Annotated in this window: 23 protein-coding genes and 1 pseudogene; 4 read left to right on the plus strand and 20 right to left on the minus strand. The window is 70.0% G+C overall.

Features of this window, described 5'->3' with window-relative positions; all coding sequences use genetic code 11:
• Nucleotides 1-13 precede the first annotated feature (13 nt).
• The 3 genes from ACWFR1_RS14270 to ACWFR1_RS14280 are packed head-to-tail and all read right to left on the minus strand — an operon-like array spanning nucleotide 14 to nucleotide 2,058.
• The gene (locus tag ACWFR1_RS14270) at nucleotides 14-415 is read right to left on the minus strand and encodes a MaoC/PaaZ C-terminal domain-containing protein (protein ID WP_453550460.1); all 402 of its coding nucleotides are present in this window, start codon (nucleotides 413-415) and stop codon (nucleotides 14-16) included.
• Nucleotides 412-870: a MaoC family dehydratase N-terminal domain-containing protein gene (locus tag ACWFR1_RS14275; protein ID WP_453550463.1), complete on the minus strand. Its 459-nt coding sequence runs from the start codon at nucleotides 868-870 to the stop codon at nucleotides 412-414. The genes ACWFR1_RS14270 and ACWFR1_RS14275 overlap by 4 nt, the downstream gene beginning before the upstream one ends.
• 3 nt (nucleotides 871-873) lie before the next feature.
• Complete coding sequence (locus ACWFR1_RS14280) at nucleotides 874-2,058, minus strand: lipid-transfer protein (RefSeq protein WP_453550466.1); 1,185 nt, start codon at nucleotides 2,056-2,058, stop codon at nucleotides 874-876.
• 358 nt (nucleotides 2,059-2,416) lie between these two features.
• Here ACWFR1_RS14280 and ACWFR1_RS14285 point away from each other — a divergent pair.
• Nucleotides 2,417-2,643 (plus strand): annotated as a pseudogene (locus tag ACWFR1_RS14285) (helix-turn-helix domain-containing protein); the annotation flags it as partial.
• 264 nt (nucleotides 2,644-2,907) lie between these two features.
• Here ACWFR1_RS14285 and ACWFR1_RS14290 read toward each other — a convergent pair.
• Nucleotides 2,908-3,828, minus strand: coding sequence for a CAP domain-containing protein (locus tag ACWFR1_RS14290; protein ID WP_453550468.1), 921 nt, complete (start codon nucleotides 3,826-3,828; stop codon nucleotides 2,908-2,910).
• Nucleotides 3,829-4,012: 184 nt separating this feature from the next.
• Between ACWFR1_RS14290 and ACWFR1_RS14295 the strand changes: the two genes are divergently transcribed.
• Nucleotides 4,013-5,680, plus strand: a complete 1,668-nt coding sequence (locus ACWFR1_RS14295) for a sigma-70 family RNA polymerase sigma factor (protein WP_453550471.1) — start codon at nucleotides 4,013-4,015, stop codon at nucleotides 5,678-5,680.
• Nucleotides 5,650-6,063, plus strand: coding sequence for a respiratory nitrate reductase subunit gamma (locus tag ACWFR1_RS14300; RefSeq protein ID WP_453550474.1), 414 nt, complete (start codon nucleotides 5,650-5,652; stop codon nucleotides 6,061-6,063). The genes ACWFR1_RS14295 and ACWFR1_RS14300 overlap by 31 nt, the downstream gene beginning before the upstream one ends.
• Nucleotides 6,064-6,132: 69 nt before the next feature.
• Here the strand turns inward: ACWFR1_RS14300 and ACWFR1_RS14305 are convergent, their stop codons facing one another.
• The 6 genes from ACWFR1_RS14305 to ACWFR1_RS14330 all read right to left on the minus strand — a co-directional run bounded on the left by ACWFR1_RS14305 (nucleotide 6,133) and on the right by ACWFR1_RS14330 (nucleotide 14,640).
• Entirely contained in the window at nucleotides 6,133-6,624 is a 492-nt protein-coding gene (locus tag ACWFR1_RS14305; protein WP_453550476.1) for a hypothetical protein, read from the minus strand.
• A complete protein-coding gene (locus ACWFR1_RS14310) occupies nucleotides 6,624-8,819 on the minus strand; it encodes a site-specific integrase (protein ID WP_453550478.1) in 2,196 nt (731 codons plus the stop codon). Before ACWFR1_RS14310 ends, ACWFR1_RS14305 begins: the two co-directional genes overlap by 1 nt.
• Nucleotides 8,816-10,555 carry a hypothetical protein gene (locus tag ACWFR1_RS14315; RefSeq protein WP_453550480.1) on the minus strand — a complete coding sequence of 580 codons (1,740 nt, stop codon included), beginning with the start codon at nucleotides 10,553-10,555 and terminating at the stop codon, nucleotides 8,816-8,818. The genes ACWFR1_RS14310 and ACWFR1_RS14315 overlap by 4 nt, the downstream gene beginning before the upstream one ends.
• On the minus strand, nucleotides 10,555-12,006 hold the full coding sequence (locus ACWFR1_RS14320; protein WP_453550483.1) for a site-specific integrase: 1,452 nt from the start codon (nucleotides 12,004-12,006) through the stop codon (nucleotides 10,555-10,557). Before ACWFR1_RS14320 ends, ACWFR1_RS14315 begins: the two co-directional genes overlap by 1 nt.
• An 88-nt stretch (nucleotides 12,007-12,094) precedes the next feature.
• Complete coding sequence (locus ACWFR1_RS14325; protein ID WP_453550486.1) at nucleotides 12,095-12,739, minus strand: phosphotransferase; 645 nt, start codon at nucleotides 12,737-12,739, stop codon at nucleotides 12,095-12,097.
• Between the two features lie 131 nt (nucleotides 12,740-12,870).
• Nucleotides 12,871-14,640, minus strand: coding sequence for an ATP-binding cassette domain-containing protein (locus ACWFR1_RS14330; RefSeq protein WP_453550625.1), 1,770 nt, complete (start codon nucleotides 14,638-14,640; stop codon nucleotides 12,871-12,873).
• A gap of 412 nt (nucleotides 14,641-15,052) precedes the next feature.
• Here ACWFR1_RS14330 and ACWFR1_RS14335 point away from each other — a divergent pair, with 412 nt between their 5' ends.
• Nucleotides 15,053-15,604: an NUDIX hydrolase gene (locus tag ACWFR1_RS14335; protein WP_453550489.1), complete on the plus strand. Its 552-nt coding sequence runs from the start codon at nucleotides 15,053-15,055 to the stop codon at nucleotides 15,602-15,604.
• Between the two features lie 158 nt (nucleotides 15,605-15,762).
• On the opposite strand, the gene ACWFR1_RS14340 is transcribed toward ACWFR1_RS14335, so the two are convergent.
• The 10 genes from ACWFR1_RS14340 to ACWFR1_RS14385 all read right to left on the minus strand — a co-directional run bounded on the left by ACWFR1_RS14340 (nucleotide 15,763) and on the right by ACWFR1_RS14385 (nucleotide 23,932).
• Nucleotides 15,763-16,392 carry a mycothiol-dependent nitroreductase Rv2466c family protein gene (locus tag ACWFR1_RS14340; RefSeq protein ID WP_453550628.1) on the minus strand — a complete coding sequence of 210 codons (630 nt, stop codon included), beginning with the start codon at nucleotides 16,390-16,392 and terminating at the stop codon, nucleotides 15,763-15,765.
• 58 nt (nucleotides 16,393-16,450) lie between these two features.
• Nucleotides 16,451-17,113 carry a 3'-5' exonuclease gene (locus tag ACWFR1_RS14345; RefSeq protein WP_453550491.1) on the minus strand — a complete coding sequence of 221 codons (663 nt, stop codon included), beginning with the start codon at nucleotides 17,111-17,113 and terminating at the stop codon, nucleotides 16,451-16,453.
• Nucleotides 17,114-17,201: 88 nt separating this feature from the next.
• Complete coding sequence (locus ACWFR1_RS14350; RefSeq protein WP_453550494.1) at nucleotides 17,202-18,191, minus strand: phosphoribosylaminoimidazolesuccinocarboxamide synthase; 990 nt, start codon at nucleotides 18,189-18,191, stop codon at nucleotides 17,202-17,204.
• Nucleotides 18,192-18,198: 7 nt separating this feature from the next.
• Nucleotides 18,199-18,900, minus strand: a complete 702-nt coding sequence (locus tag ACWFR1_RS14355) for an HAD family hydrolase (RefSeq protein WP_453550496.1) — start codon at nucleotides 18,898-18,900, stop codon at nucleotides 18,199-18,201.
• Nucleotides 18,897-19,661, minus strand: coding sequence for a dTMP kinase (locus tag ACWFR1_RS14360; protein WP_453550498.1), 765 nt, complete (start codon nucleotides 19,659-19,661; stop codon nucleotides 18,897-18,899). The genes ACWFR1_RS14355 and ACWFR1_RS14360 overlap by 4 nt, the downstream gene beginning before the upstream one ends.
• 74 nt (nucleotides 19,662-19,735) lie before the next feature.
• Nucleotides 19,736-20,848: a DegT/DnrJ/EryC1/StrS family aminotransferase gene (locus ACWFR1_RS14365; protein WP_453550501.1), complete on the minus strand. Its 1,113-nt coding sequence runs from the start codon at nucleotides 20,846-20,848 to the stop codon at nucleotides 19,736-19,738.
• Entirely contained in the window at nucleotides 20,845-21,879 is a 1,035-nt protein-coding gene (locus tag ACWFR1_RS14370; RefSeq protein WP_453550503.1) for a radical SAM protein, read from the minus strand. Before ACWFR1_RS14370 ends, ACWFR1_RS14365 begins: the two co-directional genes overlap by 4 nt.
• Nucleotides 21,869-22,594, minus strand: coding sequence for a thymidylate kinase (locus ACWFR1_RS14375; RefSeq protein WP_453550506.1), 726 nt, complete (start codon nucleotides 22,592-22,594; stop codon nucleotides 21,869-21,871). The genes ACWFR1_RS14370 and ACWFR1_RS14375 overlap by 11 nt, the downstream gene beginning before the upstream one ends.
• A complete protein-coding gene (locus tag ACWFR1_RS14380; RefSeq protein WP_453550509.1) occupies nucleotides 22,591-23,412 on the minus strand; it encodes a class I SAM-dependent methyltransferase in 822 nt (273 codons plus the stop codon). The genes ACWFR1_RS14375 and ACWFR1_RS14380 overlap by 4 nt, the downstream gene beginning before the upstream one ends.
• On the minus strand, nucleotides 23,399-23,932 hold the full coding sequence (locus tag ACWFR1_RS14385) for a phosphoribosyltransferase (protein ID WP_453550511.1): 534 nt from the start codon (nucleotides 23,930-23,932) through the stop codon (nucleotides 23,399-23,401). The genes ACWFR1_RS14380 and ACWFR1_RS14385 overlap by 14 nt, the downstream gene beginning before the upstream one ends.
• Between the last annotated feature and the right edge of the window lie 15 nt (nucleotides 23,933-23,947).

Genomic DNA, 23,947 nt, shown 5'->3' on the forward strand with positions numbered 1-23,947 from the left:
CAGTGTGATTCGGTCAGTGCAGGGCGACGACGGCGTCGCCGACGAGGGTGAGGGTGCCGTCGTCGAGGGTGACGGTCAGGGCGAGCGTGGCGAGGCCGTCCTTGACGGACACCACGCTTGCGGTGCAGGTCGGACGGCCGTGCACCGGGGTGAGGGCGGCGAAGCGCACCCGGTACGAGCGGATTCGCTCCTGTGGCACCCAGTCGGTGAGCAGCCGGCCCAGATAGGCCATGGAGAGCATTCCGTGCGCGAACACGTCGTCCATGCCGGCGGATTTGGCCACGTCGAGGTCGATGTGGATGGGGTTGTGGTCGCCGGACGCGCCCGCGAACAGTGCCAGCGTGGTCCGCGAGATCGGTGCAGCCCGCAGCGCAGGCAGCTCGGTGCCGGCCTCGACCTGCTGCGGGACGGTCACCGCGACACCTCCGGATTGCGCACCACGATGACGCTCTGCGCCTGGGCGATCAGCTCGCCGCCGCGGCTGACGTCGGTCTGCTTGACGAGGAACTCCAGCGCGCCGCCCTTCTTGCTGGACACGTCCACGATGCGCGGCTGGAGCGTGAGCGTGTCGCCCGCATGGGTCAGCTGGTGGTAAGTGAACGACTGCTCGCCGTGCAGCACCCGGCGCAGGTCCACGTCCAGCGCGGCCAGGTAACCGAACGGGTCGGGCACCTCCAGCTCCAGGCTGAAGAAGAACGTCGGGGGCACCGGCAGATCGGGGTGGCCCGCCTGCCTGGCGGCGTCCAGGTCCGTGTACACGGGATCGGTCTGGCCGATGGCCTTGGCGAAGAAGCGCAGCCTGCCGCGCTCCAGCTGGACGGTGATCGGATCCAGCGGCAGTTTCAGGGCCGCCTCGGCGTCGATCGGCATCGCTCAGCCCATCTTCTCGTACAGCGTCACCACTGCGGCACCGCCAAGCCCGATGTTGTGCTGCAGCGCCACCTTCACGCCCTCCACCTGCCGCGCCTCGGCCTGGCCGCGCAGCTGCCAGACCAGCTCGGCGCACTGGGCCAGCCCGGTCGCGCCCAGCGGATGGCCCTTCGACAGCAGGCCGCCCGAGGGGTTGGTGACCACCCGGCCGCCGTAGGTGTTGTCGCCGTCGCGGATGAACTTCTCCGCGCTGCCCTCCGGCGTCAGCCCGAGCGCCTCATAGGTGAGCAGCTCGTTAGTGGTGAAGCAGTCATGCAGCTCGACGACCTTCACGTCCTCCGGCCCGACCCCGGCCCTCTCGTAGACGGCCTGCGCCGCGGCCTTGGACATGTCGAACCCGACGACCTTGCGCATGTCCATGTCGGCGAACGTCGACGGGTAGTCCGTGGTCATTGCCTGAGCCCTGATCGCCACGTCGGTGCGAAGGCCGTGCTTGCGGGCGAACTCCTCCGAGCACAGCACGGCTGCAGCCGCCCCGCAGGTGGGCGGGCAGCACTGCAGACGGGTCAGCGGGCCGTAGATCCGGGGCGAGGCGAGCACCTCCTCGACCGTTACCGGGTCACGGAACACCGCGTAGGGATTGTTCGCCGCGTGCCTGCGCGCCTTCACCGCGATCCTGGCGAAGGTGTCCTCGGCCAGGCCGTACTCCTTGGCGTAGGCCGAGCCCGCACCGCCGAAGTACCGGGCTGCGAACGGGGCGTCCGAGTCACCATCGACAGCGAGGGCCACCTCGTCGAAGCGGGCGAACGGGCTGGGGCGGTCCTGGAAGTGCGTCGCCAGCGCGCCGCGCTGCATCTGCTCGAAGCCGAGGGCGAGCACGCAGTCCAGCATGCCGCTCTCGATCGCCTGCCGCGCCAGGAACAGCGCCGAGGATCCCGTCGAGCAGTTGTTGTTCACGTTGACGATCGGGATGCCGGTCTGCCCCACGCCGTACAGCGCGGCCTGGCCACATGTCGAGTCGCCATACACATAGCCGACGTACGCCTGCTGAACCAGGCCATAGTCGATCCCCGCATCGGCGAGCGCAGCACGCGCAGCCTCGGCGCCCATCACGTCGTAGGACTCACTGTTCCTGGGCGTCCTGAACGGGATCATCCCGACACCAGCAACGGTCACGCGTGTTGTCACGGCAGCTCCAGCCTTCGACTCCATCTTGGAGCTGAGACTACTCATCGTTCACTTACTACGGAAGAGCTGAGGCAAACGCAAGATTTTCGATCCGATGACAGGGGGTAGACCCTAATGGTTATTCACATGCCGTGCTGCGTCAGGTAGGGAGGCGCGCATCCGAGCCTCATCGCACTGCCTGGGAGTTCACGCGGAATGGGGCTAGCCGCAATACCGCCGTTTTAGGCGGTTTTGTGGTGTGCCTTCGTGGGTGCGGTCATGGTGATGACCGGTGGTGCGGGTCTGGCCGGTTGTTGTGCTCGGGACGGTTAAGGGCTCAGCTGGACACCCTGCGTTTGATCACGCGGGCGGTTGGAGGATCGACGACGAGGGGCGGCGGCTGCTGCGGATCATCCGCCGGGGCACCGGGTCGGTGGTGACCTGGCGGCGGGCCCAGATGGTGCTGCTGTCCGCGCAGAGCATGCCGGTGGCAAAGATCGCCGAGGTGTCATTCACCGGTGACGACCAGGTCCGCAACGTGATCCACAACTTCAACGCCGGCGGCTGGGCTTCGACTCGCTCTACCCCAAGGACTCCGGCGGCCGGGCGGATCATGGTTCACGTCTGACAGACCCGAACCGGAATCAGCAACCCGTGACATGTCCGGATCCGAGAGGAAGTATTCATTCCCCATTGGCGTCGCAGGCAGGTGTCTTACACGAGGGCGATGAGCGCGGGGCCGTGCTCTGGAAGACCATCAGAGGTCTGTGTCCGCCGCGCCCGGGAGCGGCGGACACAGACCGACCGTGCGTCAGCCAGCGTGCGGAGCAGGTACCGTCACCGCCGAGCTACGGGCCTGTCGGTGCCGGGTCAGTGAGCGTCGGAGAAGTTGTGCACGCCCCACCAGCCGGTCCCGTCGTGGTAGATGCCCACGCCTACTTCGGTGAACGAGGAGCTGGTCTGGGCCTTGTAGTGGCCGGAGCTGTGGCGCCACATGGCCTGGAACTTCTCGGCCGCTTCCTGGGCGGTCATGGACTCATTGCTCCACCAGACGATGTTCTCGCCGATCCAGGTGCGCGAGCCGGTCACCAGGTAGTGCGTGTCGGAGTCGCTGGAGTGTCCGAAGCCCGTGGTGCTCATGTGCTGGGCCCACTTGCGGGCGAAGCCCGACAGGTCGGCGCGCAGCGTCAGCGGGGGCAGTCCGACGGTGGCTCGTTCGGCGTTGAGGAGTTGCAGCGACATGGCTTCGGCGTCACTGGTGCTCTGGGAGGTGGTTCGGGCCCCGGGGATCTTCGGGTCCGGTCCGACCGGCCCGTCAGCCGGGGAGGCGGCCTTCGTCTTGGCCGGCCGCGTGGCCGGGGTCTGGGACGCGGTCTTGTGCGCGGAGGGGGACGCGCTGGCGGATGCCGAGCTGCGCGGCGAGGCGGAGACCGAGGCGGACGGGGACGGTGAGGCGGACGCGGAGGCCGACACGGTGGCCGACGGAGGGGCGAGGGCGGGGGCGCTCGGCGCCGGCACGTCACCGGCCGCCGTGACCCGAGTCGCGTCGCGGCCTGCGGAGTTCGCTCCGGACAGCGTGTATCCGGCGATACCGGCCACGACCAGTGCGGCGGCCGCCGAGATCGCGATGGTCCGGCTCCGTGCGGGGGCGGCGCCATGGCGACGGGTAAGCCGGCGGTGCGCCCCGCCGTCCGGTGCCGGGGCGGGCGCGTCCGCCTCGGCCGGGCGCTGCCACGGTCCGTCCCCGTCCTGCCGCAAGAGCGGGATCCGGGTCGTGGGGTTGTCGTTCATGTTGGTCTGCCTCCTGAGGGTGCGCGTCGGTGTTCGTGCCGACGCCTTGGGAGACCTGGCGGACCGGGCCGCGATAACGGAAAAGTCCGAAAGAAATTCGATCCGGTTTTCCTGTTATCCGCCTTGTCGCGACAGGTCTCCGACAGACGGGGGGCCGTGTGATCGAGACGAGTGAGGACAGTGGATGCAGGTCACAAGCGGTATGGACGCCGAGGTGGTCGCGGCTGCGCGCGCCGGGGACGAGCAGGCTCGGCATGGGCTGATAGCCGGGTGTCTGCCGCTGGTCTACAACATCGTCGGCCGGGCGATGAACGGGCATCCGGACGTGGACGACGTGGTGCAGGAGACCATGATTCGCGTGGTGAACGGGCTCGAGGGAGTACGGGACCTGGCCTCGTTCCGGTCCTGGCTGGTCGCGGTCGCGATGAACGAGGTGCGGCGCTGCTGGTCCACCCGGCGGGCCGCAAGCGTCTCCGCCCCGGACGACGTGGCCCAAGTCGCCGACCCGTCCGGGGACTTCGTCGGCCTGACGGTGCTGCGGCTGGGCCTGTCCGGTCAGCGCCGGGAGACCGCTGAGGCGACCCGCTGGATGGACGAGAACGACCGCGACCTGCTCTCCCTGTGGTGGCAGGAGGCGGCCGGGCAGCTCACCCGGGCCGAGCTGGCGACCGCGATGGAGCTGTCCCCGCAGCACGCGGCCGTGCGGGTGCAGCGGATGAAGGAGCAGCTGGAGATCAGCCGTACGGTGGTCCGGGCGCTGGCCGCGACGCCGCGCTGCCCGATGCTGGACGAGGTCGTCGCCGACTGGGACGGCCGGCCGAGCACTCTGTGGCGTAAGCGGATCGCCCGGCACATCCGCTCCTGCGGCGAGTGCTCGGGTTTCGGCCGGGACCTGGTGCCGGCCGAGGGGCTGCTGTCGGGCCTCATCCTGGTGATCCCCACGCACGGCTTCGGCCACTTCTCGCTCGCCAGCGGGTTCGCGACGCCCACCGCGCACGCCTTCGCGAGCTCCACCGGCAGCCACGCCACGGCGGCCCACTCCTCGGCGCACCTGGCGACGCCGACCGCAGGGCCACTCAACTCACCCGCGCCGCAGGCGCTTCAGCAGCCCTCCGCCGGCGGGTCGCTCTCCGACGGCGCGGGGCAGTCGGGCGGCTCGCACCCAGCGGCCGCTCGGCGCGGCGCGAGTCGGCGACTGCGACACGGCGCCCGGCTGGCCGGCGCGCTCGCCATCGCGGCCGTCGCCCTGGCCGTCGCCCGAGTGCTCCCGGAGCAGTCGCCCCATGCCACCGTGCCGGTCGCCGAACCCTCGCCCGGGACCGCCACGGCCATCGTCACACCGCCTCCGGTACCGGTCACCACCGCCAGCCCGTCCCCGACCCCGACCCCGAGCGTCAGCGCCAGCGCCAGCGCCAGCCCGAGGGTCAGCCCGACGCCATCCAGCACCCCGAGCTCCACCGCCAGCGCGCCCAGCCTGGAACGGCAGCTGATCGACCTGATCAACACCGCCCGGGCGAAGAACCGCTGTCAGGCGCTGCACATCGACCCCAAGCTGCACAGCGCGGCCCAGCAACACTCCCAGGACATGGCCGCCAACCACTACTTCGACCATGTCGACCAGCAGGGCCGCCACGCGGACGACCGGATCACCGCGGCCGGATACCAGTGGAGCCTGTGGGGCGAGAACCTCGACCGGAACACCAAGTCGCCCGCTCAGGTACTGAACGACTGGATGGACGGCGCGATCCACCAGGAGAACATGCTGAACTGCCAGTACACCGACGCCGGTGTCGGGATCACCTCGGCGACGGGCGGCCGACTGTGGACACTGGACCTCGCCGCACCAAGCTGACGCCCGCCCGGCCGGCCATCGCCAGCCGCTTCGGTGGCCAGCCCGTCGCTGCCATCGTCGCCGGGCTCGCCAGCACCCTGCTCGGTGCGGGAGTGACCGGGGACGTGCACGACTACCGCGAAACCGTCTCGGTATGGTTCCGCTCCGTCTTCACCCTGCAGCCCGATATCGACGCCATGGCCGCCGCGCCGCTGTCCTTCCAACTTCACGCACTCATCGGCATGCTCGTCTTCGCCATCTGGCCGTTCACCCGGCTCGTCCACGCCTTCACCGCGCCCGTCGGCTACCTGTTCCGCCCCTACACCGTCCACCGCTCCCGAACCACCACCGGGACCCCACCACGGCCGGCGCCCCGCGACTGGGAACGCGCCGATCGTCCATGACCCACGAATGCCGACGCGTCCGCGCCTCTTCAGGCTGCTGGCCGTCCGGGACCCTCGGCAGCCCCGGTCCTACGACCCGAACGGCGCCGTGCTGCTACGGGAGGTCGGAAGGCGGCGGATGTTGCCGATGGCGGTTGCCTGTTCCCGCAGGCGTTCGATCTCCGCATGCTGAGCGGCGAGCCGGGAGATCGCGAGGGCTCTGAAGGTCGTGAGTTTGTCGAGGTCCGCGTCCCGTCTAGCGAGCCTCTCCTTGAGGTCGGCAACCTGAGACTTGAGCCGTTCGATCTGCGCGGCCCGCGGGTCGACGATCTCACCGGCCTGCTGCAGAGCCACAAGGCGCCGCCCAAACTCCTCGCCAAGATGCTGGTAGGGACCCGGCCGGGTAGTACCGTCCCGGTTCTTCTTCGGGTAGAAACCAGTCCGGGTGACGCCAGACTCCAAGGCCAGGGTCTTGAGGTCGCACTTACCGCCCGGCGGGATCTCCCCGCGCAGAAGCCGGTCCATGGCCGCTCGGATGGCTTCCTCGTTGCGCGCGCGGGCGCTGCCGCTGATCCGCCCCATCAGATCTCGTCCTTCCTGGCCACACCTGCGGCGTCGACTTGGTCGATCTCGGCGAGAACCCGCTCGGCACGGGCCACGCTGACTTCCAGCCGGGCCCGCTCGGTCTTCTGCCGACGGCTGAGACTGCCGATGAACACCTTGGCGGTCTCCCGCGATTCCTCCCATACCGGGCGATGGCACGGATGATGCGTGGCCTGGGAACAGCGGGAGGAGTCACACATACCAGCAAGAGGCCGGTCGGCATCCGGAGTACCAGCCAGCCGCAGGCACAGCGCCTTGGCCGGATCGATGAACCAGCAGTAGTTCGCCGTGCCCAAGTGGAGGGTGCGAGCCCGGGCCGAGAGCATGGAGACGACCTCCAGGTCGCTGTCAACGAGCTGGGGTGCCAGCTCGGAGAGCTCGTGGAGCCGTCCGTCCACGCTGGTGAAGAGACTGATCAGATCCCGGGCGCCGGGACCGGACGGCATGATCCCACTCTGATAGTCGCGGTAGACGTCTGTCAGAATGCCGATGTTGCGTTCTTCCTCAAGCTCGTTGATCTCGGCGAGGAACTTCGCCTGAGCACCGCCCGGACGGGCTGCGTACCCTTCCGTAGTGGCCACAGACAGGTGCTTGAGCTGCAGTTTTGCAGCGAGGAGACCGCCAGGACGGTATGCGATCTCCACGGCGAGGGTGCGCCGGAGTGCCCGTGGCGTCACCGCCCCCTCCGGAATGGGGGCCAGTCCCAGCCGCTGCCCGGCCGGCCCGTTCACCCACGCTCTGAAGTTCTGGTAAGTCGTGTCGCAGAAGACCGGATGGAACAGTGAGGTGCCGGGCGCCGCGTCTGGGCCGAGGAGCTGCTCGGCCACCTCGATCGCTTCGTAGACCTCCCGGGTCACCACCCACTCGTCCCGGACGCCGCCGAGCGGCTGGCCCTTGATGAGCTTGCCCGCGAGCCGGTAACGGAAGAGGTCAGGAGCGATTTCCTGGGGCGGCTGGCGGCAACCGACGACCAGTTCGCCCAACTCGCAGTGCCGCATCCCGACGAGTGCGGCCAGCGCCAGGCCGCAGGCCGTTGCCAGGTATCCGACCAGGAACTTCAGATCAAGGGAGAAGAGTGGCTGCGTCCAGGCGGCGTGGCCCTGCCCGTCGGCGCGCTCCACCTCGGCTGCGTGGCGGCCGTATGGAGCGCAAGCCCCGACGAGGGCAAGGGCCCGCTCCAGGTGAGGGCGGAGTTCCGGAAGCCAGGCACCCCGAAACTGCTTGGTCCCGCACTCCCGAGCGAGTGCGCTGAGGGAAACAGCGGCCAGTGGGTCGTGCTCCTCACGCAATCGACGAACACGCGCCGCGTTCACCGAGTCCTGTGTCATCAGTTCCAGAGGTTCTCCGCCTTCAATCCGTCGCTCCAGATTGCGCAAGAACACCCTGTGTCCGGGGTGGGTGGTGGCGGTGATACTGAGGTCCGCGGCCTGACGTGCTCGTTTCGCCTCGGCTTCTCGCAGGATGTGCGGGGCCAGCGTTTGGATCACGTACAGCACCGCGGCGAGCAGGGGCTGCTGAACGTCGGACTCCAGCGGCTGAACCTTGTTCGCGCCGGCGAGTTCGGCCGTCCGGCCCGAGCCCGCAGCGGCACTCGCGCCGTTGAAGGGGCGCAGGTCATCTCGGAACCGCTGTCCGGTGAACAACTCCCGGTACTGCGCGAGCCCGATGACCGCGCCCATCGCGACGGCTCTGGTCGACGGGGAGTCGGCGATCACTTCGCCGTCGTCGCCGAGCTTCTCGGCCCGGAAGTCCGCGTACGCCGTGCAGTGGTAGTTGGTGATCTGGTCCAAATGGGTGATGCCCTGCTCGGTGAGCCACTTGAACCACCGTATGAGCTCGGACAGTTTGCCGTGGCAGGTCGTCAGCGTCTGCACGGTGCGCTCGGCATAGGCGAGGTCACGGACAGCGTCGTGGCGCGGCGCCATCAGCGCCGCGATGTACTCCTTCGCGGTCAGCCTCCACTCCCTGTTGGCGATCGGCGTGAAGTCGAGGGCGCGCTGGTTGGGCCGCAGATAGGCCGGCAGCCCGGTCACAGCGTCGAAGGGCCACCGGTCCTCGTCGAAGTAGGGGCTCGTCACACCCAGCGGCAGGGCGAAGCCGAACAGAGGACACAGCTCGGCGCCGGCGAAGGGCGAGACATCGTGCCTCGGCCTGGGGTTCAACGGGGGCATCATGCGGTGCGCTCCTCGGGGTGCAGGGGGATCTCGTCATCGGTGTCGGTGATCACCGTGGCCAGATGCGCAAGCTCGGCCGGGTCGTAGGAGGCGAGGACCTGCTCGATCCGGTGCACATACGGACCGAACACGGCCATGAACTGTGCGGCCGGCATCTGCTGCCACTGCCGTGCGAAGAACGCCTTCATCCGCAGCAAGTTGGCGGCGTGCCGCGGCGCGAACAGCGAGAGAGGGCACAGCAGGCACACCCATGGGCGGGCCGGGCACGGCTTGTCCTTCGGGCCGTGCAGTCCCGCGAGCGGGTCCGCACACGCCGCGACGAATACGTCACGCTGCCCGCCGACCAGTTCGGCGATGGCCGCGTCGTCCAGGCCGAGCCGGGAGACGAGATCAGGCAGGTTGCCGGCCAGATCCGCCAGGTCGTCGTCACTGAGCACCGTCGGCGGGAGTGCTTTACGTAGAAGATCACCCTGGGCCTCCTCTACGATCGCCTCCAGCGCGTCCTTCTGCGCGGGGGTCGCGGCCGTCAGGTAGTGGTCGCCTTCGACCCGTGGGCTGTGGTTCGGGTCGATCCGCCCGCGCCCGCTGCCGAACCACCGTTTGCGGTCCCGGTGAGACTCGAACGAGGTCCGGATGCTGTGCCGATGGATCCGAAGAGGCTTGCCGTCAGTGCCCTTCAAGCCCGCCCGTCTCACCCATGCCTGGATGGAATCGTGGAGCGACGCTCCCGTCCTCCAGACGCCGAGCTGGGTGTATTCGTGGCGCAGCCACAGCTCCGAGCCTTCGGTCTCCGTGGCGAAGCGGCGCGAGACGGCGGAATGCTCAAGCCACCGTTCCACCAGTCGAACGGCCCGCGGGGACAGGGTCACGCTCTCCTTGGACGTACGGCCTTTGAGGTAGTTCACCAGCATCGTTGCGTCTCCGGCCCACTCCAGGTCCTCGACGCCCAGATCGGCGATGCCGTCGGGGACGATGCCGGTGTACGCGCCGAACAGCAGCTGGTAGGCGATCACCACCGACGGGGAGGGGAACAGCGCAGTGCAGGCATGCTGTGCGGCAGCGCCGCGGCCCATTCGGTAGTAGGCCATTGTCGGCGTCCAACCGGCCCTCTGCCCCAGACTGACCGCGGTTTCCGGCCCATGGCGGACCATCCACCAGCACAGATTCTCGTATGACCAGCCGTGCTGATAGGGATCCCGCCCCGTCTCGGCCGCGGCACGAGCCTGCCGGAACTGCGACCATGCTTCCTGGATCTCTGTCCGGCATGTCTCCTGCAGCCTGCTCCAGACCGTCTCGTCGTACGGCAGCAGTGGCTTGGAGTCCCGCCGGCGGCGGCTCTGGTTGTATGCCCGACCGCCCACCAGTTCGCGGACCTCGGGACGCAGCGCCGGGGTGTCCTGGTCAAACGCCGCGAGCATCCGACGGATCATCGACTCGTGAACGGGGCCGGTCACCCACAGCTGCTCAACGAGGGCAGGACGAGTGAGTTCCGCAGCGCCACCGGCATGCCCGCGCTTGGCCATCGCCGCGGCGAACAGGCGAGTTGCCCGCACGAACTCACGGACAGTGGTCTCCGCGTCCACCTGGCCGTGTGGATGTATCAGTCCGATCAATCCCCTGGCCATGTCGCGCACCAGCTGAGGGTTCTCCTCCTCGGGCAGCTCCACCGTCGCGGTCGTGCCCTTGGTGAACCAGCAGACCAGCCGCGCCGGCTCGTCCAGTAGTTGAGCGGCCATCAGACGAGCACCGCCTCGTCCTCGAACTCCTCATCCGCCTCGTCCTCGGCGAACAAATCGAACTCACGCCCGGCGCGTTCATACGCCTCGCGGTAGATCCGGGTCATGTCGAGACGGCGTAGGTACGATTCTGTAGTGACGACACTGGTGTGTCCAAGGAGGTCACGCAGAACCATCATCGGGTCCGCCTTGCCCAGGTACAGAGCCAGCGCCGCATCCGTGTCGGTAGCGTGGACCATGCGGGCCGCCTCCATGAAATGGCCGCTGACCAGCCACTCCAACGTCCTGATCGCAAAAGTGTGACGGAGCCGGTGCGGGGCGGTGTGAGGGAAACGGGGCTCGAAACGCTCCCGGATCCGGGTCGAGGTCCGCTCGAAGACCGTGGCCCAAGCGGTGAAGGGGGCCCCGTCCGCTTGCACCCCCAGCAGCATCGAGCCGCCATCGGGGGCCACCAGGCGTCGCCGCTCGGACGGCGTTAGCGCCGCCCACTTCACCCGGGTGCCATTCACCCGCCCGCCCCGGGCGTCAGCCTCGCTCACCACCAGCGGCTCCCCCCACCGGGCCGGCGGATTCCAGCGCGAGCCGACCGTGGCCAGGGGCCGGACCGTCGTCCTGTACCGGTGCACGCGAGCCAGGCTCTTGTAGGACGTCCACGTCGTGCGGAACTTGCGCCCCTTCGTGACGCCCTCGGGGACGGAGAAGGAGATCGGCAGCGCGGTCGGCTTCGGAGGAAGAGGGGGGACCTCCACGTCCAACAGGTAGGTGAACTCTTGCGACCGCAGCCCCGAGGAGAGCACGAAGTCACCCACGGCGGCGTTGCGCGTGAGCGTGCGTCCGCGGTACGCCGTGTCGGGTGATCCGTCCGGGCGCAGCCCTGCCAGGCCCAGAACGAACATCTCCGCGAAGTCGGCCTCGAAGTAACGGATCGTGACATGGTGCTTCGGAGTGCGTCGGCGGGCCTGGTTGACTCGTTGGGTCCGCACCTGGTCCCCGTACATGGAGACGGCTTCCTTGTAGGTGAACGGCACCGCGGGTGCGTAACTCTCCTTGTCCGCCCACGTGTAGAAGCGCGACAGGATGCTCATCTGCTGGTTCCACGTGGTGGCCGCGAGCCGACGCCTCAGCGGCCCGCACGACCTGTCGGTCGCGTACAGACTCAGCGCGTCTTTCAGCCGGGCACGCTCGTCGAAGACGCCGATTCCCAAGGTCGCAAGGAACTCGCACCACTCCCGCAGCGTGCGACCGTAGAACTCCCATGAGTTGGGGGCCGGGACACCGTCCAGCGGCAGCCACCGCAGCCAGGTGTTGATCGCCACCGTGTCGCGTACGCCGCGCTCATCCTCGAAGAGAAGGTCGTCATCGACGAGGACCGGCATGAGCTCGGATATCACGGGCCGGCCGCTGAGCCCCCACGACCTCCAGCCCTTCGAGCTATAGAAGATCATCTGCATAGCCGGGACGGTACGTGGGGGACATCAGAGACTGCAAAGCACAAACGCAGGTCAGGGCCTCACCTGCTTCGGCAATGAGACATGACCACTAAGCGGAGACAATGCGCTCGAAGTCGACGAGCGCGAGCCCCGCCTCGGACCACAGCCAGTTCCTCGGCTGGTTGTCGCCGTGGATGTAGCCGAGCGGCACCGGCCCGACGCGGCGGACCTGAGCCGCGTAGTCGCGGACCAGCTGCTGCTCGCCCGGGGTGAGCCGGTCCCCAGCGCGGCCCAGGTACTTCTCCGCGCCATCGGCCGCCGCCACCAGCGACGCTTCGGCTTCCGTCCGGTCGCGGGGGTCGAGCGCACCGGCGTCGTGCAGCCGGGCGCACAGCATGCCGGCCTGCGCGTGCACGGCCCGCCACTCGGCGGCGGTCAGGCCCAGCCCAGGTGCCGGGCCACCGGGCGCCACCGTGAGCAGCAGCGCCAAGTCGTCCGCGCGGCTGGCGAGGAGACGGGGCGCCCGGCCGTGCCCGAGCGCGGGAACAACTCCTCGGTAGGCCCGGGTCTCACGGGCGAAGAATTTCCCCGAGGGCGCGACTTTCACGTACCAGCGTGCCCCGCTCTCGCCGGTGAGCTCCCATACCCGGGAGCGGTGCCAGTCGTGCGAGGCGTCGCGCACGGTCACGACCGGCCCAGTGAGCTGCTCGGCCCAGCGCTGCACGGCGATGGGCAGGGATTTCGTCTGTCTCACGCCGTGCACCTCGCGCTCGGGTGCGACACGTACGGGGAGCGCAAGTCACAGGTGGCGGGGGACGGGCGCATGGGTGCTCCTTGCTGTGGTCTGTCCGCCTGGCAGAGCGCGGCAGGGGGTGGTGGGGTCGGTCAGCGGTCCTGGGAGAGTTCAAGGAGTTCGGCGAAGGTTCCGCCGCCGTGGGTGAGGTCGTCGTACCGGCCCTGTTCGGTGATCCGACCGTGCTCCATCACGATGATGTGGTCGGCGATCTTGGTGTTCTCCAGGCGGTGGGTGACCACGATGGTGATGCGGTCGGCGGCGATGGCCTTGATCTGTTCGAAGATCTGGTGTTCGCCCCGGGGGTCCATCTGGGAGGTGGGCTCGTCGAGGATGAGCAGTTCGGGCCGGCGGTACAGGGCCCTGGAACACGCGATGCGCTGCCACTGGCCCCCGGAGAGCTCCGTGCCGCCCCACAGGTCCCGGGCGAGGAGGGTGTCGAGACCGGCGGGGAGGTCTTCGACGGCGTCGCGCAGGCCGACCGCGTCAATGGCCTCCCACACCGGGGCGTCGTCGTGGGTACGCGGCTGGCCGAGGGTCACGTTCTCACGCAGGCGCAGCGGCCACTGCCCGAAGATCTGCGGCACCAGGCCAGTCAGGCGCCAGACCGAGGCCGGGTCGGCGTCGGCGAGGTCAATGCCGTTCCACGAGACCGTGCCCTTGTCCGCCAGGTAGATGCCGGTCAGCAGCCGGGTCAGGGTGCTCTTCCCGGAACCGTTCGCCCCGACAATCGCGAGAATCTGACCGCGCCGCAGGGTCAGCGAGACGCCGTCGACGGCGGGCTTGTCCTTGCCCGGGTACTGGTAGACCACCTCTTCCAGACGGATCTCGTCCACCGGCGTGGCCAGACGGCAAGGACCCCGCCGGGGCGCGCGGTCGGCGGCCTCGTCAAGGAAGCTCTGCATGTCGCCGAGGTACAGGCTGGTGTGGAATACCGCGGCGCCGCCGGTGACGACCTGGGTCAAGGCGGCGAGCATGGTCTGCACTGCGATCACGGCCGTCGCGGCGACCGCGAGGTCGATCCAGCCGGAGACCGCCAGCCACGCCAGTGCACCCCACGTCGCCGCCAGGCAGATGCCGCCGGCGAGCGCGGACAACAGAGCGATCCGCAGGGTTCGTGGCGCGGCGGCCAGGGTGCGCCGATCGCACCGGTCCGACAGAGCCCGGTACCAGTAGACGAGATAGTCGACCATGGAGTTCGCGCGGACCTCGTCGCTGTACTTGGACTCGGTGGCCCACCAGCGCATCATCCCGCGTACGTTGCGATCCGCGATGTTGCCGTAGTGGATCTCGTAGTCCACCCGCGCGCTCAGCGCGGCCCCGACACCGGCCGGCAGCACGGCGAGCAGCAGCAGCGGCAGCATCAGCGGGTTCAGCACCGACAGCACGCCTCCGGCGGTGACCATGCGGATCACCGCCGACACGAACTGCTGCGCGTCGGCCACCATCACGTGGGTGCGCATCACCCCCATCTCGGCCGCCTCACGCCGGTCGGAGAAACCGTCCTCCGCGTACGCAGCCGCCTCCACTCGGCATACCGCCTCGACCAGCGCCGAATCCATCTCCGTCGTCAACCGCGGCGTGATCCGCCGCCCCGCGTACGAGGCCACCGCTCTCGCTGTCCGAGCCACGGCGGCGGCGACCGTCACCACGAGCAGCGCCGGCAGGGCACCCCGCAGGCGGTCTCCGGCGGAACCGGCTCCGAGCACGGGTTCCATGGCGCGGGCGGTGGCCGTCAGCAGCACGGCGGCCGAGACGCCAGTGACCAGCTGGCAGCCGAGAAGCAGTTGCACGGCCCCCCGGTCGATCCGCCAGGACAGCCGCGCGATCCGGCCCAGGACGGCGGGGATCTGCGCGCACATCCGCCGGAAGGACACCTCGGCGAGCGGGTTGATGGAGTACTGCCCGGTGTAGCTGATCTCCGCCGGCGGCGGAGGAGGCGGTGTGGTCTTGTGCTGATCGTTCACGGGAGTCGAGGTCAACGGCGGTTCCTCCTGGACGGTCGCGTGGGGCGGTCGGGTAGCTCAACGACCGCGCCGGGATATCGAACTGGTGTCTTTCGGTCTCAGCGGGATCCCCGAGATTCGGCGCGTGTCGGAGCGTGGCGGATGCATCGACCCGGGTCTTCCAACGGCGGTGACAAGTAAGGAGGTTGGCCGAATCGCCGAGGGCGACACCCTTTAGCGCGAGACCGGGCGCGTTGTGGAACAACGGCCCCCGCCGGACTTGTAGAGTGCGAACCTCCCCGCACGAACACCTCGCTGGAGCCGCTTCGTGGCCATCACTGATTCCGACATCTCGGACGCTCTCGGTGCTTACCTGGAGCGCCACCCGGACGAGGCCGAGCAGCTGTCCAAGCCCCTGCAGCTCCTCGCGGAAGGCCGGAACTTCGCCTCTCGGCGCAGCTTCCCCATGCACGTGACCGTCGGAGCCCTGCTCGTCCGCGACGGCGCCGAGATCCTGCTCATCGAGCACCTCGCATACGGCCTTACCCTTCAGCCCGGCGGTCACCTTGAGCCGACCGACACCTCGCTGGTCGAGGCGGCGGTGCGCGAGCTGACGGAGGAGACCGGCATGGACCCCCGGCAGGTCTGCGTGGTCTCGCCGACGCCTGTCTACGTCGAGTACGGCAAGGTGCCGCCCCGGCCCGAGAAGGACGAGCCGGAGCACTACCACCTGGACATCGGATACGCCTTCACCACGGTCCGCGGTGATGTCGGACGCATCCAGGAGTCCGAGGTGACGGGCGCCGGCTGGTACCCGCTGGAGGCGGCCGAGCGCCTTGTCGGACACCGCATCAGGCGAGCGGTCGCCGCACCGGCCTAGAGAGGCTGTCCCGAGGCGCCGTTGATCCCGGGCTCTCGTGCCCGGGACGCGCTGGTCGGCACGCTGGCGGCCCTGCTCGCCTTGCTGCCGAACCATGGGCTTCATCCTTCGTGCTCGGGGGCGGTCGGGGTGTCGTTCCTGCCGGGGTGCGGATTCGGTCACTCGAAGGAGGGCTTGCTGTCCCGGCTCCGTTTGAGCTCGTAGAACCCGTCCGTCGCCGCGACGTGGAGCAGGCCGTCCCAGAGCTGGCCGGCGGCCTCGCCGCGGGGGGCCTGCCGGAGCACCGGGCCGAACAGGGCTGTGCCGGCGATCCGGAGAACGGGGGTCCCGACATCGAGGCCGACCTCGTCGAATGCCTCGTGGTGCGAGTCCTTGATCAGGCGGTCGAATTCCGTGCTCGTCGCGGCGGAGGCGAGCGAGGCGGGCAGGTGCGTTTCGGCGAGCGCCTCCGTGATCACGGTGGGGTCCTCGCGGCGCCGCTGGTTGTGCAGGCGGGTGCCGATGGCGGTGTACAGCGGGCCGAGGACGTCCTGGCCGGCGTGCTCGGCGGCAGCCGCGCAGACCCGGACCGAGCCCCATGCCTTCTCCATCAGCGCGCGGTAGTCGTCGCTGAGTCCCTTCCCCTCGCGCTGTTCGAGGTTGAGGTAGGCCAGCGACATGATCCGCCAGTCCGCGCGTACGGGCCGGACCGTCTCGACCTCCAGGAGCCATCGCGAGGTCACCCACGCCCAGGGGCACAACGGGTCGAACCAGAAGGGAACTTCGGTGAGTTCCTGCTCTTCCTTCATCATCGGATTGAGCACGTCCTTTCTCGGATCGGTCGTACGGCGGTCGTGTGCCGAGGGGTTAGACGTCGAAGAGACCGGCCTGCACGGGGAGGTTGGCCTTGGCGGTGCGGCCGGCGGTCTTCACCAGTGCCGCGAGGTTGGCGATCCGCGGGTCTTCGTCCGCGGCGCTGATGAGGCGCAGGAAGACCTTCGCGGTGACGTCGACGTCGGCCGGGGCCCGGTGCCGGTCCGTGGGTTGCGGGATGCCGAAGTGGGTCAGCAGCGTGTCGAGTTTGTAGTTCGGCAGGTTCGGGATGAGCTGCTTGGCCAGCGGGATCGTGTCGAGGAGGTCCGTCCTGGCCAGTGTCGGGCTGTGTTCGGCCTGGTTGTGGAGGACGTTCGCCTCGGTGGCCGCGTGCTGGGCCACCAGCAGATACGGGGTGCCGGCCGTGAGCCGCTGGTCCAGCGCCCCCAGTGCTTCGGCCGGGGTGGGAGCCTGCTGGAGCTGCTCGGCGGCCAGCCCGGTCTGAGCGGTGTCTGCCGGGGTCACCGGGGCGAACTCGGGCGGCCGGATCAGGGACGTGTAGCGCCCGGTCTCCGTCCACGCGCCGTCCTCGAACCGCAGGGCGAGTGCGGCGACCTCGATGGGCTGGGCCGGGTAGCCGGTGGGGGTCGTCGTCTCGAAGTCGATGACGACGAATGTCGTGGCCCGGAAGGCGGGGTCCTGAGTCAAGCCGCCCATGAGTTCTCCTTTCGCGTACGTCCCGCCCTGCCCCGGCCTGCGGCTGCAGTGAGGGGACGGCTGGGGCTCCGGCCGGCGTGGTGCGCGGTCATCGGCCGACGAGGTCGGTGACGGCCCGGGTCGCGGTCTCCAGATCCGGTGCGCTCCAGGGCCGCTCTCCCGTCCAGGTCTCGCTCAGGGACTGGTACAGGTCCGTCATCACCGCCACGTACTCGGACGGCAGCGGCACGGGCTGCGGCCACCGGTCCCTGGGCACACCGGCGGCGATCAACTTGCCGACCGGCACCTCGTTGCCCGTGTTGACGTACCAGTCGCGCAGGATCTGCTTGCCGCAGTGGACACCGGCGAACATCAGGCGGCTCTCGTCCGGCGTGCCGGGGCTGTCGGCGAGTACCAGCTCCTGGTCGCTGGTCACCAGGTACTCGGCCTTGCCGTCGCAGTGGCTCAGCCCGACCTTGGCGGCGTGGTCGGTCAGCACCGCGTTGACCTTCCAGGTGATCTCCCGCAGGGCCGCGAACTGCTCGTCGTCCAGACCCGAGAGGCGCTGGGCCTCGCCGGGGGCGATGAAGCGGTTCACGTCGTCCCGGGTCGTGGCGTACTCGATGAGCGGTCGCTCCAGCTTCGCGCCGACGGCGGGGACAGCGTCGAGTCCGACGTCGGCCGGGGCGAGATCGCCGGCGGCGAGGCGCCGGTGGACGGAGCTGCCCGGCGGGAGCTCGTTGCGGAAGAGCACCTGCAGGGGCAGCAGGTAGCCGCCGCCAGCAGGCGTGAGGGGTTGGCGGACCTGCTCCGGAAGGCGCGCGAGGGTGAACTCGATCCGGTTCGGTGCGATGAACCGGCGGAAGTGCGTCCGCACTCCGGCCTCCTCCAGCAGCGCGAAGTTGAAGGCGGCCATCCGGCAGGTCGCCTCGCCCTTGCCGGGGATCGGATCCGGCATCCGTCCGTAGTGGAAGACGGTGTAGTGGTCGGTGTACTCGAAGACGCCGACGCCTTCACGCGTCGCGGTCGGCTCCTCGATGACGTGCAGGTTCTTGGTCGAGTGCAGGACGGGCATCATGCTCCCGGGGTCGGACGGCATCGTGCCGTCATCGGATGGGCTCGGTGTGCTGGCGCGATGCGACGGGCTGTGCCGACTGTTCGCCGACGGGCGTCAGGTGGCCGCCGACCACCGTGATCACCTGCATGCCGGCGGCGCGGGCGGAGGCGATGCCGTCGGGAGCGTCGTCGACGGCGAGGCAGCGGTCCGGCGCGACGCCCAAGCGGCGGGCGGCGGTGAGGAACAGCTCCGGATCCGGCTTGCCGTGGACGACGTCCTCACGCCGGACCACGGACCCGAACGCCTTCTTGAGGCCCAAGGCGTCGAGCCCCGGATCGACGAGCAGCCGGCTGGCGCCCGACGCCACGGCGCACGGCACCCCGGCACGCCGGGCCTGCCCCAGCAGCTCCACGACGCATGGGATCGGCGTGATCGTGTGCACCGAGGCCAGCAGATGACCGCGGCTGCGTTGGACGATCTCGTCGTGGGGCAGCGACCGGCCACCGGGCAGCGCCGCCAGGAGGTCATGGATGGACAGGCCGACGTGCCCGCTGTACCAGCCGGAGTCCAGGGCGACACCGTACGGCTGCAGGGCCGCGCGCAGAGCGGCCTCGTGCCGTCCGACGGTGTCCGCGAGGACGCCGTCGAAGTCGAGGAGCAGAGCCTTCACCCCCTCGGGGACCGTCAGGGAACACCGGTTCCCTGCGGACCGGTCGGCCGGGCAGAGCGGCAGACGGGCAGCCGTGCTCACGCCGCCTCGGCCTTCGTGGGCTGCCCGCAGCACATGCAGCCCGCGCCCGGCCCCTGCCACGGCTCCACCAGACAGGCGAGATCACCACCGGCGCCCTCGATCCACTCCCGGATCAGGTCGGCAGCCTCGTACTCGTCGACGTGGCGCCGGTCCACGACCCGGTAGCGGACCGGATCGGTGGCGGCGAGAAGTTCGAAGAGTGCGCACGCCTTGCGCATGAACTCCGCCTGCTCGTCGGTGAAGACGCACCTGTCACGCCACTGCGCACGCTCCAGAGCCTTCGAGGCGTCGTCGGTGACGAGGATCGTGAGGTCGGGCAGCGGCCGGTAGGAGGCCGCGAGGCCCAGCAGGTCGACCGCCGTCTTCAGCGCGGCGTCCGGGTCGTCGGGGTGCAGCAGCAGCGCCTGGCACACGGCGGTGGTGTCCACGCTGCGGCCCTCGACCACCGTCTGCCCGTGGACCAGGTCGCGCAGGACGGTGTCGAGATCGTGCCGCTTGATGGCCATGAGGAGCAGAGCCTCGGCCATCGGGGTGCCACCGCGCAGGAACGGGTCCCCGGCGCTGGCCTCGCGCAGGGACTGGAGGAGCGCTTCACCCAGGCCCGGGCGTCCGTTCGCCCGCTGGGAGAACTCGTCCAGCATCAGCGGCTTCGTCTCGATGGCTTCGACGGCGCGGTTGGTGAGGTAGGTCTTGCCGACGCCGTTGAGGCCCTCAGCGGAGATCAGCGGGCCACGGCTGCACAGCGAGCGTGTGGTGGGCATGCGGTTTCCGTTCGCAGACGAGGACGGCGGGCCGTCGGCGGGGACACCGCCGGCTGATCGGGTGGGGTCGCCGGTCATGGGCGCCATGCGGCGGCCTCCCGGGTGATGACGGTGGCGTAGTGGTCGAGGACCGTTTCGTCGTCGCGCTCTGTGAGAACGAGGGCGAGCGTGCGGTCGAGGATCTGGGCGGTCCCGCGGCACGGAGTCCGGTCGCGGGTGGCGAACATGGGCCGGGTGTCGCAGGGCACGAGCCGGAAGGTGCCGGTGGAGCTCAGTACTCCCTGCCGGGCGAGGTGCTCGGCGAAGGCCCGTGGATCCGGCAGGCTGATGCGCAAGAGCGGGGCGTAGCGGTTCCACACCTCGTCCTTCGCCGGCGACAGTGGCGTGAGACCCCGGGCACTGACCAGTGCCTGGAGCAGGTACCCGGTTTGGTTACGGCGGTGCTCCAGCAGGTCCGGGAACCTGCGCAGGTTGGCCTGCGCGAGCGCCGCGAGCGGCTCGGCCAGACGTCCGTTGACCGCGAGCCGTTCTTGAGGGCGGCCACCGGGAGGGGGCGTCAGCCAGTGGCCGCGGAAGGCCCGGACGTGGGTGGCGAGAGCCGAGCCGTCGGTCAGGACGTACCCGCCTTCCCCGCTCCAGAGGATCTTGCCGTCCTTCATGCTGAAACACCCGGCTTCGCCGACCGCGCCTGCCGGAACGCCGCCGCGCGACGAACCGGCGGCCTGGGCGGCGTCCTCGACTACGGCCAGCCCGTGCTGCGCGGCGAACGAGCGGAGGCCGGCCGGGTCGCCCATCCTGCCCCACAGGTGGACCGGGACGATCGCCTTCGTCCGGGCCGTCATCTTCACGGCGGCGTCGCTGTAGTCCAGGTCGAGGGTGTCGGGGTCACTGTCGACGAAGACCGGGGTGGCGCCGAGCTGGGCGATCGGCGCGGCGGTCATGACGACGGTCAGGGCCGGTACCAGGACTTCGTCGCCAGGCCCGACGCCGACGGCGGACAACGCGGCGTGCAGCGCCGTCGTGCCGGAGGACACCGCGACCGCGTGCCGGCTGGTGAACCTCTCGGTGAGGTCCTGCTCGAACCGGTCGGCGAACGACGCTCCGGCGGGGTCGGGCATGCCGGCCAGCGCGGCCAGCATGCCCTCGCCGAGACCTTCCGCCGTAGAGACCGGTGGCAGGGCGGTCACGTTGCCTCCCGGGCGAGGAGGCGCGGCATGCCGAGCACGAGCGGGCCCATGTTCACGCAGTCCCTGGAGAAGTGCGAGCAGTCCGTGCACGCCGGGCGGTTGGTGAAAAGGGTCCTCGCGTCGGCGCCGACGATGCTGCGCTGTTCGGAGGCGGCGGTGGCGGCGATCCGGCGGTCGGAGGGGCAGTCCCACAGCGAGCCGTCGGGCTGGATGAAGAACAACTGCGCCCCGCCGAAGCAGTCTTCGACCCGACCGCTGTCCTGGGTGGCGATCGAGGCGAGGAACTGCCGCGTGTAGGAGGGGCCGGGGAGGGTGAGCCCGCGCGGGTCCTTCTGGAGGCGACGCAGCTGGTCCTCGACGGCGGGGACATCCTCGGCGGTGTGGCAGCGTTCGTCGAAGAGCTTGTGGTCGGCCGGGAGGGAGATGGGCTGCGGCACGTAGTAGTCGACGCCGACGTCCGTCGCGAGACGGGCGACGTCGGTGATCTCCTGAGGGCGCTCGCGCATGACCACGGTGTAGATGCCGACCCGGGGCCCCGCACCGGGGCCCCGCTCGTCGAGCAGGGTACGGATGCCGGCCAGGACCTCGCGGTGTCCGACCCGCCCGGACCGCGAGGGCCGCAGCCGGTCGTTCGTGGCTGCATCCGCGCTGTCCAGGGAGACCGAGACCCCGTCGACGCCGAGGTCGACGAGCCGTCGGGCGATGCCGGGCCGGGTCAGCGGCACGCCGTTGGTCGCCACGACGACCTCACACCCGGCGTCCTTGATCGTCTTGATCAGGCTGAGGGTGGGCAGCCAGTCCAGCGGCTCGCCGCCAGCGAGGACGACCCGCTCGACCGGCGAGTCGGCCAGCGTCCGCGCGAACGCCTCCAGCACGGTGCGGTCGAGGTCGCGGACGGGGATGTGGGACAGCACGCCGAGTCCCTCGGGAAGGGCCTTCTTGTGCTCCTCCAGCTCCCCGAAGTAGCAGTGCGGGCAGGCGAACGAGCAGGGGGAGCGCAACGCCCACAGCAGGGTGATGTCACGAGGCACGATCGACCTCCCGGCGCTCTACGATCGCGCGGACGGCGTCCTCGACAGCCTTTCCGGTCTCCTCCGGGGCGTAGCCGGTCACGTCGATCACCGTGTACCGCTCGGGCTCGGCGGCGGCCAGCTCCCGGTAGAGGCGCTCGGTCTGCTCGATGATCTCCCGGGCGTCGGACGGGACGGTACGGCCGATCCGGGCGGCGAACCGGGCCAGGCACGTCTCCCGGTCGCCGGTCAGCAGGATCGTGGCGTCCGGCATCGGGCGCCAGCGGCGCGCAGTGGCCAGAATCTGGTCGGCCACCGCCCGGGCGGGCGTGGCCGGGTGCTCCGTGTGCAGGATCGCTCCCTGGCACACGGCCACGCTGTCCACGCCCCGGTCCTCGACGATCACGTCGACGCCGTCCAGCAGCTCGGGCCTGAGGCGCTCGACCTCCCGGAACTTCAGCGCCAGCAGCGCCAGCGTCTCCACGACCGGGTGCCCGGTCCGCAGACAGACGTCCTCCGCCGCAGAGAGGGCCGTGACCACCCGGCCGGACAGCGTGTCGGCGGCCTGGTCGGTCAGCTCGTCCAGCAACAGGCACCGCGCACCCAGGGCGGCGGCCGTCGCACGGGCGGCGGTGGTCTTCCCGACCCCGTTGATGCCCTCCACGCTCACCCACACCGGCCGGCCCCGCTCCTCCCCGGCCGCCTGCCGGGGCCCGGGAACCGTCAGGGCGGTCATGCCGGCCTCCGGCACACGAAGAGCAGCTCGGTCGCCCGGTCGGGCACCATCACGGACGACACCGTGTCCAGCAGCGCCTTCGGCACCCGGGCGGCCAGGTCGCGGTACCAGTCGACCGCACCGGTCCCGTACCGCTCGGCGAGCTCGGCGGCCACCTCGTCCGGCTCCGGCGGCAGCAGCCCCATCACCTCCTCCACGACCAGGCCGGCGTCCTCGACCGCGCTCACCACCTCCTCGCACGACCACTCGTAGACGTGGACGCGGTACTGCAGCGGACGCGGCGGCGGACCGAACGCCTGCGGGGTCGACAGGTACAGCACCCCGCCCGGGGCGAGCGCGGCGCCGGTGGCGGCCAGGCTCTTCACCCCAAGCTCGTACGGCAGGTGCTCCAGCGCGGAGGTGTAGATCGCGACGTCGAACGGCGGCAACTGCGGCCACGGCTCGGACACGTCGCACTCGACGAACTCGACCGGGAACAGGACGCCGTACTCCCTCCGCAGCTCGACCAGCCGCGAGCGCGCCTCGGCGAGGTTGGCCGAGCTGATGTCGAGGCCGACGTAACGGCCGATCTTCGGCGCGTAGCGGTGCAGCAGCGGGAGGGCCAGCCCGCGCCCGCAGCACACGTCGAGCACGTTCGCGCCCTCCGCGCACCCCTCGGCGGCGATGAGGTGCTGCATCAGGTTCATCAGACCAGACGGCTTCGCCTCACCGCGGGCGAGCGCGGCGTAGAAGTCGTCCATCTGGTTGGTGCTGTACGGGCCGATCATCGGCGTGCCCGGCCGCGTACGGTACTGCTCGTCCAGGTCAGCGCTGGTCATGCTGGTCCTCCCAGGGAAAGACGACCCAGGTGGTCGTCAGTCGGGCGATGTGGTCGATCCGGTCGTGGGGCTCGGACCCCGCGGGCCAGTTGGCCCGGTTCACGGCGAGCACCGCGGTACGCACCTGAGCGGGCCCAAGGTCGCGCACCATCTGGGCCGTGCGGGCCAGGGTGGTGCCGCTGCCGGCGATGTCGTCGACGAGCAGGACGTCCAGGCCCGCGAGGTCGCCGAGCGACGTGGGGTTCCGGACGGTCGGCAGGGGGGTCTTCGCGGCATTGACGGCGTCGCTGGTGGTGCGGGTGACCTCGACCGTCCGGACGTCGTGGACGCCGAGCCGGTGGGCGATCCACACGGCGGGGATCAGGCCGCCGCGCACGATCCCCACCACGGCCTGCGGCATACCGGCGGCCAGGGTCTGCTGGGCGAGCGTCGTCGTCGCGATCCCGATGTCATCCCAGGTCAGGTACAGCGGGCCCACCTGGTCGGCGCCCTCGGGCGTCGGCGCAAGGGATGCACTCAATGGCTTACACCTCCT

Source organism: Streptomyces sp. NPDC055103 (assembly GCF_053607625.1).

Excerpts from the sequence above, each read along its gene's own strand:
- ACWFR1_RS14275 (WP_453550463.1), bottom strand. The coding sequence starts at position 870 with ATGCCGATCGACGCCGAGGCGGCCCTGAAACTGCCGCTGGATCCGATC.
- ACWFR1_RS14290 (WP_453550468.1), bottom strand. The coding sequence starts at position 3,828 with ATGAACGACAACCCCACGACCCGGATCCCGCTCTTGCGGCAGGACGGG.
- ACWFR1_RS14295 (WP_453550471.1), top strand. The coding sequence starts at position 4,013 with ATGCAGGTCACAAGCGGTATGGACGCCGAGGTGGTCGCGGCTGCGCGC.
- ACWFR1_RS14305 (WP_453550476.1), bottom strand. The coding sequence starts at position 6,624 with ATGGGGCGGATCAGCGGCAGCGCCCGCGCGCGCAACGAGGAAGCCATC.
- ACWFR1_RS14310 (WP_453550478.1), bottom strand. The coding sequence starts at position 8,819 with ATGATGCCCCCGTTGAACCCCAGGCCGAGGCACGATGTCTCGCCCTTC.
- ACWFR1_RS14315 (WP_453550480.1), bottom strand. The coding sequence starts at position 10,555 with ATGGCCGCTCAACTACTGGACGAGCCGGCGCGGCTGGTCTGCTGGTTC.
- ACWFR1_RS14320 (WP_453550483.1), bottom strand. The coding sequence starts at position 12,006 with ATGCAGATGATCTTCTATAGCTCGAAGGGCTGGAGGTCGTGGGGGCTC.
- ACWFR1_RS14330 (WP_453550625.1), bottom strand. The coding sequence starts at position 14,640 with ATGTGCGCGCAGATCCCCGCCGTCCTGGGCCGGATCGCGCGGCTGTCC.
- ACWFR1_RS14340 (WP_453550628.1), bottom strand. The coding sequence starts at position 16,392 with ATGAAGGAAGAGCAGGAACTCACCGAAGTTCCCTTCTGGTTCGACCCG.
- ACWFR1_RS14345 (WP_453550491.1), bottom strand. The coding sequence starts at position 17,113 with ATGGGCGGCTTGACTCAGGACCCCGCCTTCCGGGCCACGACATTCGTC.
- ACWFR1_RS14350 (WP_453550494.1), bottom strand. The coding sequence starts at position 18,191 with ATGCCGTCCGACCCCGGGAGCATGATGCCCGTCCTGCACTCGACCAAG.
- ACWFR1_RS14360 (WP_453550498.1), bottom strand. The coding sequence starts at position 19,661 with ATGCCCACCACACGCTCGCTGTGCAGCCGTGGCCCGCTGATCTCCGCT.
- ACWFR1_RS14375 (WP_453550506.1), bottom strand. The coding sequence starts at position 22,594 with ATGACCGCCCTGACGGTTCCCGGGCCCCGGCAGGCGGCCGGGGAGGAG.
- ACWFR1_RS14380 (WP_453550509.1), bottom strand. The coding sequence starts at position 23,412 with ATGACCAGCGCTGACCTGGACGAGCAGTACCGTACGCGGCCGGGCACG.